Origin of the sequence: Pseudomonas azadiae (genome assembly GCF_019145355.1) — a bacterium.
Lineage (GTDB): Bacteria > Pseudomonadota > Gammaproteobacteria > Pseudomonadales > Pseudomonadaceae > Aquipseudomonas > Aquipseudomonas azadiae.
Genome location: NZ_JAHSTY010000002.1, coordinates 1,642,731 through 1,656,212 on the forward strand (window position 1 = coordinate 1,642,731; position 13,482 = coordinate 1,656,212).

Annotated in this window: 11 protein-coding genes; 7 read left to right on the forward strand and 4 right to left on the reverse strand. The window is 62.3% G+C overall.

What is annotated here, in order from left to right; genetic code table 11:
* The 4 genes from KVG91_RS23805 to KVG91_RS23820 all read left to right on the forward strand — a co-directional run bounded on the left by KVG91_RS23805 (position 1) and on the right by KVG91_RS23820 (position 4,843).
* On the forward strand, positions 1 to 1,620 hold the full coding sequence (locus tag KVG91_RS23805; protein WP_169375381.1) for a cytochrome P450: 1,620 nt from the start codon (positions 1 to 3) through the stop codon (positions 1,618 to 1,620).
* Complete coding sequence (locus tag KVG91_RS23810; protein ID WP_169375382.1) at positions 1,617 to 2,468, forward strand: alpha/beta hydrolase; 852 nt, start codon at positions 1,617 to 1,619, stop codon at positions 2,466 to 2,468. Before KVG91_RS23805 ends, KVG91_RS23810 begins: the two co-directional genes overlap by 4 nt.
* Positions 2,469 to 2,584: 116 nt before the next feature.
* Complete coding sequence (locus KVG91_RS23815; RefSeq protein ID WP_169375383.1) at positions 2,585 to 3,688, forward strand: enoyl-CoA hydratase/isomerase family protein; 1,104 nt, start codon at positions 2,585 to 2,587, stop codon at positions 3,686 to 3,688.
* A 3-nt stretch (positions 3,689 to 3,691) separates the two neighbouring features.
* Positions 3,692 to 4,843: an acyl-CoA dehydrogenase family protein gene (locus KVG91_RS23820; protein ID WP_169375384.1), complete on the forward strand. Its 1,152-nt coding sequence runs from the start codon at positions 3,692 to 3,694 to the stop codon at positions 4,841 to 4,843.
* 133 nt (positions 4,844 to 4,976) lie between these two features.
* Here the strand turns inward: KVG91_RS23820 and KVG91_RS23825 are convergent, their stop codons facing one another.
* From KVG91_RS23825 to KVG91_RS23840, 4 genes are read right to left on the reverse strand one after another with little or no spacing between them, the layout of a single operon-like run.
* Positions 4,977 to 5,750 (reverse strand): enoyl-CoA hydratase, encoded by a 774-nt coding sequence (locus KVG91_RS23825; RefSeq protein ID WP_169375385.1) that lies wholly within the window; start codon positions 5,748 to 5,750, stop codon positions 4,977 to 4,979.
* A gap of 11 nt (positions 5,751 to 5,761) precedes the next feature.
* On the reverse strand, positions 5,762 to 6,889 hold the full coding sequence (locus KVG91_RS23830; protein WP_169375386.1) for an acyl-CoA dehydrogenase: 1,128 nt from the start codon (positions 6,887 to 6,889) through the stop codon (positions 5,762 to 5,764).
* Between the two features lie 9 nt (positions 6,890 to 6,898).
* The gene (locus tag KVG91_RS23835; RefSeq protein ID WP_169375387.1) at positions 6,899 to 8,083 is read right to left on the reverse strand and encodes an acetyl-CoA C-acyltransferase; all 1,185 of its coding nucleotides are present in this window, start codon (positions 8,081 to 8,083) and stop codon (positions 6,899 to 6,901) included.
* Between the two features lie 12 nt (positions 8,084 to 8,095).
* Positions 8,096 to 8,863 (reverse strand): SDR family NAD(P)-dependent oxidoreductase, encoded by a 768-nt coding sequence (locus KVG91_RS23840; protein ID WP_169375388.1) that lies wholly within the window; start codon positions 8,861 to 8,863, stop codon positions 8,096 to 8,098.
* A 202-nt stretch (positions 8,864 to 9,065) separates the two neighbouring features.
* On the opposite strand from KVG91_RS23840, the gene KVG91_RS23845 reads away from it, so the two are divergent.
* The 3 genes from KVG91_RS23845 (at position 9,066) to KVG91_RS23855 (ending at position 13,437) form a co-directional block, all read left to right on the forward strand.
* Positions 9,066 to 10,124, forward strand: a complete 1,059-nt coding sequence (locus KVG91_RS23845) for a tetratricopeptide repeat protein (protein ID WP_169375389.1) — start codon at positions 9,066 to 9,068, stop codon at positions 10,122 to 10,124.
* A 143-nt stretch (positions 10,125 to 10,267) separates the two neighbouring features.
* Positions 10,268 to 11,767 carry an ATPase domain-containing protein gene (locus KVG91_RS23850; protein WP_169375390.1) on the forward strand — a complete coding sequence of 500 codons (1,500 nt, stop codon included), beginning with the start codon at positions 10,268 to 10,270 and terminating at the stop codon, positions 11,765 to 11,767.
* On the forward strand, positions 11,767 to 13,437 hold the full coding sequence (locus KVG91_RS23855; protein ID WP_318840912.1) for a response regulator: 1,671 nt from the start codon (positions 11,767 to 11,769) through the stop codon (positions 13,435 to 13,437). The genes KVG91_RS23850 and KVG91_RS23855 overlap by 1 nt, the downstream gene beginning before the upstream one ends.
* Positions 13,438 to 13,482: the final 45 nt, after the last annotated feature.

Below are 13,482 nucleotides of genomic sequence, written 5' to 3' on the forward strand. Positions count from 1 at the left end.
ATGGCACTCCAGACCCCACCTGATTTTTCCGATCCGAAAATCATTCGCGATCCCTACCCGGCCTTCGCCTGGTTGCGCACGCACGACCCGGTGCACTGGTGCGAGCACCACAAGGCTTGGCTGCTCACCCGGTTCGCTGACGTCAGCGCCGCGCAGGTGGATGCTAAACGTTACTCATCCAATCGCATGCGCCAACTGGCGGACGCACAGTTATCCAAGGCAAAACGCGCGGTGCTGGAACCTTTTGTCAAGAAAGCGTCCCGCTGGATGTATTCGAAGGACGGCAAGGAGCATGAGGCAGGGCGTAAAGTCCTGGGCAAAACCTTCAGCCCGAGTTCTATCGAGGCGCTTGGCGGTGCGATTCGCAAGATTGTCGACAACCAGCTGAAGCAGTTGAGCCCTCGTCCGGAAATGATGGTTGAGCTGTTCAACAAGATCCCCGCATTGATTCTGGCGCATTTATTCAGGATTCCAGCGCGTGATGCTTTGAAAATCAGGGGTTGGACCGACGCCATTATCGTGTGCATGGTGGGCAGCACCGACCCGGCTTACGGCCCCAAAGAGGCGTTGCAGGCCATCGAAGAGATGTACGCCTATTTTTCGCGGCTCATTGATCAACGCCGACTTGCACCCGGAAACGACCTGGTCAGTCATGTCATTGCCGCCGCCGAAGCGTCGGGCATGAGCGAGGAAGACGGCCTGGCCCAACTGGCATTCGTCCTGGTTGCGGCCACCACCACCAGTGCCGACCAATTGGGCATCATCTTGTTCTACCTGCTGAACAAGCCTGGAAGGTGGACGGCAGTCAGAGAGCATCCTGATGCGCTGCTGGACGCGGCTATCGAAGAGGCATTGCGCATTTGCCCGGCCGGCCAGCTCAGTCATCGAGTGCTGACTGAGGACGTGGCACTGCACGGTAAAACGATGCGCCAAGGCGATTTGGTGTTTCTGGTGCGGGCGGCAGCCAACCGCGATCCCGCACACTTTTCCCGCCCTGATCAGTTCATCTTGAATCGCAAGAAGCAGGACCACTTGGCTTTTGGGCGCGGCCCGCATTTCTGCATGGGGCGGCTGCTGTTTAAACTGGAGGCCAACATTCTGTTTAGCGCCTTGCTGCGGCGTTTTCCGCACATGCATCTTATTAAAGGGCAGCCGCCGCAGTGGCGTGACAACAGCGTGCAGTTTCGTGGCTTGAGTCGGATTCAAGTGGATTTGGCTCCCGCCGCCGATGCTATTACCCGTTGTTTTTCCGCGGCGCCCTGGGAAAAGAAAGGTGGCTACTGCCGTGCGCTGCGCGCCGGCAACCTCATCATGACCAGCGGCACCGTCGCGTTCGATGAGCGAGGCAAGCCATTCGCCGAGGGCGATGTCTATGGTCAGACCTGGCGATGCCTGGAGATCATCGAAGCGGCGCTCAAACAACTGGGCATCGATCGTACCCGCGTGGTTGCCACGCGCATGTACACCACCGACATGGAGCTGTGGCGCGAAATCCTCAAGGCCCACAAGAAGTTTTTCAACAACTGCGAACCCACGACGATGTTGCTCTGCGTAAAGGCGCTGATAGCACCTCAATTCCTGATTGAAATCGAGACCCAGGCCGTGGTTGGCCAATCATGAACGTGGCCCATGAGCGCCAGGCGGTACGCGATGCAGTGGTCATGCGGGTAAGCGATATCACTCTGACCACTCAGGGCCGGCCGGTGCCGGTGAGGCTGTATCGGCCGGCGCATCCGGATCCGGCGCCGGTGCTGATGTTCTTCCACGGGGGCGGCTGGGTCGCGGGCGACCTGGACACCCACGACAGCTTCTGCCGAGTCATGTGCGAGTGGGCCGGCTGCGCGGTGGTGGCGGTGCACTATGCCCGCCCGCCCGAGCATCGCTTTCCCCGGGCAGTGGAAGACTGTTACGCCGCTACCGAATGGATTGCACGCGAAGGCGCCGACCTGGGGCTGGCCCCCTCACGCATGGCCGTCGCAGGGGGCGGTTCGGGGGGGGGCTTGGCTGCCGTGATTTGCCAGATTGCCAGGGATCTGGGAGGACCCGACATTAAGTTTCAGTTGCTGCTGTACCCGTTGCTGGATTGCCTGGCGCGCAATCGCTCCCGAGAGCAGTTCGCCGAGGGCTTCGGCCTGACGGCTGAAAAGCTGGAGGGGTATGTGAGCCATTACCTGCCACCAGGCATTCCCCGGAGTCACCCCTGGCTGTCGCCTGCACGGGCCGATCGCCTTGACGGTTTGCCTACTGCGCTGATCATCACCGCCGGCTGTGACCTGCTGCGCGATGAAGGACGTGCCTTCGCGCGCCGCCTGAAAAAAGCCGGTGTGCCGGTGTGCCACAAGGCGTACGCCGGTATGTGCCACGGTTTTATCAACTACCCTGGCGCGAACCCACAGGCCAGACGCGCCATCCTGCTCTGCGCCGAAGCGTTGGCGAGCCATTTCACGGAGGCCGGCACCTCTGCATAAATGCAAAAACGACCTGCACGATTGAAGGTTGTACTGGGCAAATTTGCGCTGGTACGATCACAAGAGAGTTCGCCCGCGAACATCTTGATAAAAACAATAAAAGCAGGGAGTTATCGATGACTGCTCAGGTTTCATCCGAGGCACGCCACGCAGAAACGCTTCAGGACGAAGTGCTCGCCGAGGTCCGCAACCATATCGGCCACCTCACCCTCAACCGTCCCGCCGGCTTGAATGCCATAACGTTGCCAATGGTGCGCAGCCTGGCGTCCCAGCTACAGGCATGGGCCGATGACCCGCAGGTGTATGCCGTGGTGCTGCGCGGCACCGGCGACAAGGCGTTTTGCGCAGGCGGCGATATTCGCTCGCTGTACGACAGCTTCAAGAACGGCGATACCCTGCACCAGGACTTCTTCGTCGAGGAATACGCACTGGACCTGGCTATCCACCATTACCGCAAGCCGGTCCTGGCGTTGATGGACGGGTTCGTCCTGGGCGGCGGCATGGGCCTGGTGCAAGGCGCGGATCTACGTGTCGTCACTGAGCGCAGTCGCCTGGCGATGCCGGAAGTGGCCATCGGTTACTTCCCTGACGTGGGCGGCAGCTATTTCCTGCCGCGCGTTCCTGGCGAACTGGGGATCTACCTGGGTGTTACCGGGGTGCAGATCCGCGCCGCCGACGCGCTCTATTGCGGCCTGGCTGACTGGTACCTGGAAAGCGCCAGGTTCGCCGACCTCGACCGCAAGCTCGACGGCTTGCAGTGGCAAGGCTCGCCGCTCAAGGACCTGCAGGGCGTGCTGGCTAAACTCGCCGTGCAGCAACTGCCCGATGCGCCGCTGGCCGCCTTGCGCCCCGCCATCGACCACTTCTTCGCGTTGCCGGACGTAGCGAGCATCGTTGAACAGTTGCAGGAAGTGACCGTCGCCGACAGCCGCGAATGGGGGCTGACCACCGCTGACCTGATGAAAACCCGTTCGCCGCTGGCCATGGCCGTCACCCTGGAGATGCTGCGCCGTGGCCGTCGCCTGCCCTTGGAGCAGTGTTTCGCCCTGGAACTGCACCTGGACCGCCAATGGTTCGAACGCGGCGACCTGATTGAAGGCGTGCGCGCCTTGATCATCGACAAGGACAAGCGCCCGCGCTGGAACCCGTCCACTTTGCACGAGCTGACCCCGAGTCAGGTGCAAAGCTTCTTCGATCACTTCAAGAAGGTTGTGAATTAAGCCATGCAAGACATTGAATACACAGAAGAACAAGTGATGATCCGCGACATGGCGCGCGACTTTGCCCGTGGTGAGATTGCGCCCTACGCCCAGGCCTGGGAGAAAGCCGGCTGGATCGACGACGCCCTGGTGGCGAAGATGGGCGAGCTCGGCCTGCTGGGCATGGTGGTGCCGGAAGAATGGGGCGGCACCTATGTCGATTACGTCGCGTATGCCCTCGCCGTCGAAGAGATTTCCGCCGGGGACGGTGCCACCGGCGCGCTGATGAGTATCCATAATTCAGTGGGTTGCGGCCCCATCCTCAACTACGGCACAGAGGCGCAAAAGCAAACCTGGTTGGCCGAACTCGCCAGTGGCCAGGCCATCGGTTGCTTCTGCCTGACCGAACCCCAGGCCGGTTCTGAAGCGCATAACCTGCGCACCCGCGCCGAACTTCGCGACGGCCAGTGGGTGATCAATGGCGCCAAGCAGTTTGTCAGCAACGGCAAGCGCGCCAAGCTTGCCATTGTGTTCGCCGTGACCGACCCGGACCTGGGCAAAAAAGGCCTTTCTGCGTTTCTGGTCCCGACCGATACCCCAGGTTTTGTGGTGGATCGCACCGAACACAAGATGGGCATTCGTGCCTCGGACACCTGCGCGGTCACTCTGAACCAGTGCAGCGTCCCCGAAGCGAACCTGCTGGGTGAGCGCGGCAAAGGCCTGGCGATTGCCCTGTCCAACCTGGAAGGCGGTCGCATCGGCATCGCCGCCCAGGCGTTGGGCATTGCGCGTGCTGCGTTTGAGGCCGCCTTGGCCTATGCGCGCGACCGCGTGCAATTCAAACAGGCGATCATTGAGCACCAGAGCGTGGCCAACCTGCTGGCCGACATGCAAACCCAGCTCAACGCTGCGCGCTTGTTGATCCTGCATGCGGCCCGCCTGCGCAGCGCGGGCAAGCCGTGCCTGTCGGAAGCGTCCCAGGCCAAGCTGTTTGCCTCGGAAATGGCCGAAAAGGTCTGTTCGTCAGCCGTGCAGATTCACGGCGGCTATGGGTACCTGGAGGACTACCCGGTGGAGCGCTACTACCGGGATGCGCGGATCACGCAGATTTACGAGGGCACCAGCGAGATTCAGCGGATGGTGATTGCCAGGGAGCTGAAGCACTACCAACTCTAGCTGAACACCGTAAAACCATGTGGGAGCTGGCTTGCCTGCGATAGCATCACCTCGGTCCGACTGATAAACCGAGGTGTCTGCATCGCAGGCAAGCCAGCTCCCACATTTGCTGCTCAGTGTCTGGAAGACCGAGTTATCGGTCCTTGAACGCCGGCGCCCGTTTGGCCACGAACGCCGCCATGCCTTCCTTCTGATCCTGCGTCGCGAACGCCGCATGGAACACCCGGCGCTCGAAGCGCACGCCCTCCGACAGGCTCACTTCAAACGCGCGGTTCACGCTTTCCTTGACCATCATGCTGATCGGCACCGACTTGCCGGCGATCAGGGTGGCGACTTTCAGCGCTTCTTCCAGCAACTCATCGGCCGGCACGATACGCGCGACAATTCCGCAGCGCTCGGCTTCCACGGCATCGATAAAACGCCCGGTCAGGCACATTTCCATGGCCTTGGCCTTGCCGACCGCGCGGGTCAGACGCTGGGTGCCGCCCATGCCCGGCAGCACGCCGAGGTTGATTTCCGGCTGGCCGAACTTGGCGTTGTCACCGGCCAGGATAAAGTCGCACATCAACGCCAGTTCACAACCGCCGCCGAGGGCGAAGCCGTTTACGGCGGCAATGATCGGCTTGCGGCGGTTGGCCACGCGGTCGCTGTCGCTGAACAGGTCGTCGAGGTAGATCTGCGGGTAGGTCAGCTCGGCCATTTCCTTGATGTCGGCACCGGCGGCGAAGGCCTTCTTCGAACCGGTCAGCACGATGCAGCCGATCTCGGGGTTGGCTTCCAGGCCGTCCAGCGCCTGGTTCAACTCGCTGACCAGTTGCGCGTTCAGCGCATTCAAGGCTTCGGGGCGATTGAGGGTGATCAGCCCGACGCGGCCCTGGACGTCGAGCAAAATGGTTTCGTAACTCATGTAGCGGCTCCTTAAAGATTGCGTGAGATGACCATGCGCTGGATATCGCTGGTGCCTTCGTAAATCTGGCAGACCCGCACGTCGCGGTAGATCCGCTCAAGGGGAAAGTCGCTCAGGTAACCGTAACCGCCCAGGGTTTGCAAGGCGGCGGAGCAGACTTTTTCGGCCATTTCCGACGCAAACAGTTTGGCCATCGAGGCCTCCACCAGCGCGGGTTTGCCGCTGTCGCGCAGGGCGGCGGCGTAATGCACCATCTGCCGGGCGACCGCGATCTGCGTGGCCATGTCTGCCAGGCGGAAGGCTACGGCCTGGTGTTCGATGATGGGCTTGCCGAAGCTTTCACGCTCGCGGGCATAGTCGCGGGCCGCTTCAAACGCGGCACGGGCCATGCCCACCGCTTGCGAGGCGATGCCCACGCGGCCGCCTTCGAGGTTGGCCAGGGCAATCCGGTAGCCTTCGCCTTCCTGGCCAAGTCGGTTGGCGACGGGCACGTTCACATCCTCAAACAGGATCTGGCAGGTATCGGACGCATGCTGGCCGAGTTTGTCTTCGACTCGCGCCACACTGTAGCCCGGCGAATCGGTCGGCACGATAAATGCGCTGATCCCGCGCTTGCCGGCCGCCGGGTCGGTCACGGCAAACACAATCACCACCCCGGCGTTCTGCCCGGAGGTGATGAACTGTTTGCAGCCGTTGAGCACGTAGTGATCGCCTTCCAGGCGTGCGCGGGTTTTCAGGCCGCTGGCGTCGGAACCCGCCTGGGGTTCGGTGAGGGCGAAGGCGCCGAGCATGGCGCCGCTGGCCAGGGGCTCGAGGAACTGCGCTTTCTGCTGGTCGTTGCCGAACGTGAGGATCGGCACGCAGCCGACCGAGTTGTGCACGCTCATGATGGTGGAACAGGCACCGTCGCCGGCGGCGATTTCTTCCAGCGCCATGGCGTAGGCCAGGTAGCCGGTGTCGCAACCGCCCCACTGCTCCGGCACCAGCATGCCGAAAAAGCCCAGTTCGGCCATTTCAGCCACGGCCTCCTTGGGAAAACGGTGTTCGCGATCCCAGTCGGCGGCGAAGGGTTTGAGGCGCTCCTGGGCAAATTGCCGGGCCGCATCGCTGATTTGCAACTGTTCGTCATTGGGCAGCATCGGGGTTCCTCAATACAGGCATTCGACGGCCATGGCCGTGGCTTCACCGCCGCCAATGCAGATGGCGGCAACGCCACGCTTGAGGCCGTTCTGGCGCAGGGCCGAAAGCAGGGTCACCAGGATCCGCGCACCGGAGGCCCCGATCGGATGGCCCAGGGCGCAGGCGCCGCCGTGGATGTTGACCTTGGCGTGGGGGATTTGCAGCTTGCTCATGGTCACCAGGCTCACCACCGCGAAGGCTTCGTTGATCTCGAACAGGTCAACGTCATCCAGATTCCAGCCGGTCCGGGTCATCAGTTTGCGGATAGCCCCCACCGGCGCTACCGGGAACAGGCCCGGCTCGTCGGCAAAGGCCGCGTGCCCATGGATGACCGCCAGGGGCTTGAGCCCGCGTTTCTCGGCCTCGGACTGACGCATCAGCAACAAGGCCGCCGCGCCGTCCGAGATCGAGCTGGAGTTGGCCGCGGTCACAGTGCCGCCTTCGCGGAACGCGGGTTTCAGGCTGCCGATCTTGTCCAGCCTGGCCTTGGGCGGCTGCTCGTCATGCAGGATGGTTTTCTGCTCTTTGCCGACGGTGACCTGGAGCGCAACGATCTCTGCGGCAAAGTTGCCGTGGGTAATGGCCTCTTGTGCGCGGGTCAGCGAGGCGATGGCGAATGCGTCCTGAGCCTCACGGCTGAAACTGTTGTGCAGGGCGCAGTCCTCGGCAAAGGAGCCCATCAGGCGGCCTTTGTCGTAGGCGTCTTCCAGGCCGTCGAGGAACATATGGTCGAGCACCCTGCCGTGGCCCATGCGGTAGCCGCTGCGTGCGCGGTCCAGCAGATAGGGAGCGTTGGACATGCTTTCCATGCCCCCGGCGATGACCACGTCAACGCTGCCGGCCATCAGTGCGTCGTGGCCCAGGATCGCCGCCTGCATGCCCGAGCCGCACATCTTGTTGAGGGTGGTGCAACGCGTGGCCTTATCCAGCCCGGCAGCCAATGCCGCCTGGCGCGCGGGCGCCTGGCCGAGGCCTGCGGGCAGTACGCAGCCGAACAACACTTCGTCCACGGCATCGCTGGCGATACCGGCACGTTCGACCGCGGCACGAATCGCGGCGGCCCCCAGCTGCGGCGCGGTCAGGCCCTTGAGGTCGCCCTGGAACCCGCCCATGGGCGTGCGCACGGCGCTGACGATAACGATGGGATCTGTCATGGAGAACTCTCCTTACTTGGCCGCCATGCGCAAAGCGCCGTCGAGACGGATCACCTCGCCATTGAGCATGCTGTTTTCAATGATGTGCCGCACCAGCGCGGCGTATTCGTCGGGTTTACCCAGGCGTGGCGGAAATGGCACGCCCGCGGCCAGTGACTCGCGTACCTGCGGGGTCATGCCGGCCATCATCGGCGTTTCGAAAATGCCGGGGGCGATGGTCATCACGCGAATGCCGAAGCGCGCGAGTTCACGTGCGGCCGGCAATGTAAGGCTGGCAATCGCGCCTTTGGAGGCCGCGTAGGCAGCCTGGCCGATCTGCCCGTCAAAGGCGGCCACAGACGCGGTATTGATGATCACACCGCGCTCGCCGTCGGCATTCGCTTCGGTCTGCGCAATGGCCGCCGCCGCCAGGCGCAGCAGGTTGAAGCTGCCGATCAGGTTGACGTTGATCACCTGGGCGAAGCTGGCCAACGCATGGGGGCCGTCCTTGCCGAGGATTTTTTCGCCACGCACCACGCCGGCGCAATTGACCAGCCCATGCAACCCGCCAAATGCCGCAACCGTGGCCTGCACGGCAGCCTCGGCGGCCGCTTCCTGGCTGATATCCGCGACTACGCTGCGGGCGTTATCCCCCAGCTCGCGGGCCTTGGCCGCCACGGCATCGGCATTGAGGTCGACCAGCATCACCTTGGCACCCGCATCAATCAGCATCTGTGCGGTCGCCGCACCGAGGCCCGAAGCGCCGCCGCTGACCAGAAAGATCTTGTTTTCAATCTGCATTATTGTTGTTCCCTTGAACGGTCCGAATGGGCCCAATAGTCGCCTTGGAGCGCCATCGCGGCAATGGTCAAAGCCTTCAAGCGGTCTGACCGTTTTGGCCATGGGTTTCTTTCATAACCTGTAGTCAGCGGGTTTGACACCTGCGGTGGTCTGACCGAAGCTGATGGCTTTGCACTCACTGCCCCAGTTCCCGGACGCCTGCATGTCAAAGTCACGCCGTTACTCCATCATCGGCCTGTGCGCCCTGTTGTCTATTGCGCTGATCACTTGGTATTTCTCCCGCGCCACGCCGGTCGCCGTAGCCCCCGCGATTGCCCATGGTTATTCCAAAGCCCTGAAACAGGCGCACAACGGTGAGCCGGGAGCCGCCCGCGTGCTGTACCAGCAGCTCGGCCGGCCGGACCTGTCGCCCGAACGCCGCGCGGCGTTGCATGCCGAACTGCCCAATTACCCCAGCCCCCAAGCCTTGAAACTGGCGGATAAAGACTTGAACAGCGCTTCGCCGCAGGTCCGCGAGGCCGCCATCCACAGCATTGTCGGGCTGGTGCCCACCGGTCAGCGCACGCTGTTGCTCGGCCCGGTACTGGATGACCCCGAACAAGCTGTGCGGTTTGCCGCCGCCAACGCCTTGCTGGGTCTGTCGCCCGATACCCTGGGCTTGTATTTCGGTCCGTTGCAGCAGGTGCTGGATGAATTTGTGAAAACGCTCAAGGCCCAGCCCGAAACCGCCGAGGGCTGGATCCAACTGGCGCGACTGTACATTCATAGCGCCCAGTTGCCGGAAGCCCAGCATGCGCTGGAACAGGCCATGCGCCTGCAGCCGGACAACCTGCAAGCCGTGGTCGCGCAAATCGAGCTGCTGGATAAACAGGGCAAGACCGACGAGTCCCGCCAACTGCTGGCGCGCCAACTGGCGGCGCACCCGGAATCGGCGTATCTGCAACACGCACTGGGGATGTGGCTACTGCACCATGGCGAGCGGCCCTACGCCCTGCTCGGCCTGTCCAAAGCCGTGGAACTGGAACCGGACAATCAGGATTACCGCTACGACCTGGCCACTACCCTGCACGCCCAGCAGGAACTGGAAGCCGCCCAACGCCAACTGGAAGACATCATCCAGCGCCACCCAGCCAATCGCAAGGCGCGGGTGTTGCTGATCAGCTACTGGAAGGAAAGCGGCCAGCTGCAGAACGTACAGGTACTGCTCGCGCAACTTGAGCAACAGAATCCGGACGATCCGGCGTTGCAGCAAGGCCTGTAGCGACGCGCCCGAACACCTGTAAGCCCATGCCCCTGTTGTACAAATTTGATGAATCGTTGAACCGCTACAAGCCGCTACGGTCAAGTGAATATGGCGCGCCCAGGGCGGCGCGCTCTTATTTGTACGTGACCTGAGGGCACTCCTTGTCTATACCCAACGAGCTGTTCAGTGAAAAGGCGGCCACCGGCATTGAAGGTCTTGATGACATTCTTTCCGGCGGGCTATCGCGCAGCCACCTGTTCCTGCTGGAAGGTGAACCCGGTACCGGTAAGACCACCGTCGCCCTGCATTTCCTGCAGGCCGGCGCGAAAAACGGCGAGACATCGTTGTACATCACCCTGTCCGAAACCGAGCGCGAACTGCGCCAGGGCGCCAAGTCCCACGGTTGGGACCTGGACGACAATATCCATATCTTCGAGCTGACCCCACCCGAAAGCCTGCTCAACGCCGAGCACCAGCAAAGCCTGTTGTACTCCTCCGACCTGGAGCTGGGCGAAGCCACGCGGCAGATTTTTGAAGCGGTGGAGCGTTTCAAACCGACCCGTGTGGTGCTCGACAGCCTGTCGGAAATCCGCTTGCTGGCGCAGAGTTCACTGCGTTATCGCCGGCAGATCCTGGCGATCAAGCATTACTTCGTGCGCTATGACGCCACCGTGCTGCTGCTGGATGACCTGACCACCGAATCCCTCGACAAGACCGTGCACAGCGTGGCCCACGGGGTGATTCGCCTGGAAGAACTGACCCCCAACTACGGCGCTGAACGCCGTCGGGTGCGGGTGGTGAAATACCGGGGGCAAAAGTACCGCGGCGGTTTCCACGACTTCACCATCATGGGCGACGGTGTGCATGTGTTCCCGCGACTGGTGGCGGCGGAACACCGTGGCGGCTACAACCGCCAGACCCTGTCCAGCGGCATCGCCGAGATGGACGCCTTGCTCGGCGGTGGTGTCGAGACCGGCTCAAGCAGCCTGATCCTGGGTCCGGCCGGGACCGGCAAATCCTTGATCTCGATGATCTTTGCCGCCGCCGCTGTCGGCCGTGGCGAAAAGTCAGCACTGTTCATTTTTGATGAAGAGTTAGGCTTGTTGTTCGAACGCATGAAGAACATGGGCATCGACCTCCAAGCCCTGCAGGCCACCGGCAACCTGTTGATCGAGCAGGTGGACGCGGCCGAGCTGTCGCCCGGCGAATTCTCCCATCGGGTAAGGCGCTGCGTGGATAAACTCGGGATCAAAACCGTGGTAATTGACAGCATCAACGGCTACCAGGCCTCGATGCCTGAAGAAAATGCGTTGATCCTGCACATGCATGAGCTGCTGCTGTACCTTAACCGCCGCGGCGCAGCGACGTTCATGACGGTGGCCCAGCATGGCCTGGTAGGTGACATGCAAACCCCCGTCGATATTACCTACCTGGCCGACACCGTTATCCTGCTGCGTTACTTCGAGGCGTTGGGCAAGGTCCGTCGCGCCATCTCGATCATCAAGAAAAGGACCGGGTCCCATGAATCGACCATTCGCGAATATCGCATCAGCAGCAGCGGCATGACGCTCGGCGAAGCACTCAATAACTTCCAGGGCGTGCTACGTGGCATTCCGACCTATATGGGCGCGGGACAACCGTTGCTTAAGGATGAGGACTAGTGCCAACCCGATCCCTGGCTGCCGAGCGCGCGATCATTCTTGCCCCCTTGGGGCGTGACAGCGCGCTGGCACTGACGATGCTCAATGAAGCCGGCTATGCCGGCGTCATTGCCAACAACCTGGAAATGCTCTGCGAGATGCTGGCGCAAGGCGCCGGGCTACTGATCATCGCCGCCGAAGCGCTGCGCGGTGCCAATCTGGAGCCGTTGCTGGAGCAGTTGCATGAGCAGCCTGCCTGGTCGGACTTGCCCATTGTGCTGATGACCCACCATGGCGGCAGCGAGCAAAACGGCTCATCGCACTTGAGCGGGCTGCTGGGCAACGTGACGTTTCTGGAGCGCCCGTTCCACCCGGTGACGCTGATCAGCCTGGTCAGCGCTGCGCTGCGCGGCCGGCGCCGGCAATATGAGGCGCGCGACCGCCTGGTCGATCTGAGCCAGAGCGAGCTACGGTTGCAGCGCACGATGGAAACCCTGGAGCAGCAGGTCGAGGAACGTACCGCGCAGTTGCGCAGCAACGAAGAAGCGCTGCGCCAATCGCAAAAAATGGAAGCCGTCGGCCAATTGACCGGTGGCATCGCCCATGACTTCAACAATATGTTGACCGGCATCATCGGCAGCCTGGAGTTACTGCGACGACGGGTATCGCGAGGCAAACTCGATGACCTGGACAGCCTGATAGACCTGGGCGTCACCTCCGCCAATCGCGCCGCCAGCCTCACTCACCGCCTGCTGGCCTTCTCCAGGCGCCAGTCCCTGGACCCCAAGCCTGTGGAGATCAACAAGCTGGTGTCGTCGATGGGCGAACTGCTCAAACGCAGCATCAACGAAAGCATCGCGCTGGACATGCGCCTGAGCGAAGCATTGTGGACCGCAGAGGCCGATCCCAACCAGCTCGAAAGCGCATTGCTCAACCTGGTGCTCAACGCGCGGGACGCCATGCCCGGCGGCGGCAGCCTGATCGTGGAAACCACCAACCGCCACCTCGACAGCGTATTCACCGCCGCCTACGGCACGTTGACGCCAGGTGACTACGTGGAACTGAGCGTCAGCGACACCGGTTGCGGCATTCCCGAGAGCGTGATCGGCCGCGTCTTCGATCCGTTCTTCACGACCAAGCCGATCGGCCAGGGCACCGGCCTTGGGCTGTCGATGATCTACGGGTTCACCCGCCAATCCAACGGTCACGTGACGATCCACAGCGTCGTCGGCGAAGGCACCACCGTCAGCTTGTTCCTGCCGCGTTTTGTCGGCGAAGTGGTTGCCGCCGAGACCGCCAACCCTGCCCTGCTGCCCTACGCCAACGCGGGCGAGACGGTGCTTATCGTTGAAGACGACCCGGCGGTACGGATCCTGGTCAGTGCGGTGCTCAAAGAACTGGGCTACGCCTACGTCGAAGCCGGCGACGCGAATGCGGCCATGCCGATCATCGAGTCCGATCAGCGCATCGACCTGATGATCAGCGATGTCGGCCTGCCCGGCATGAACGGCCGCCAGTTGGCGGAAATCGGCCGGCAGATCCGGCCTGAACTCAAGGTGTTATTCATCACCGGCTATGCCGAGCATGCGGCCGTGCGCGGGGGGTTCCTGGACCCGGGCATGCAACTGATCACCAAGCCTTTTACATTCGAGCTGTTGACAGCGAAGGTCAGGGAAATGATCAAGCAGTAACCACTACGCTGGCACCACTGTCAGGCACCAGGCGGTGGTCCTGTA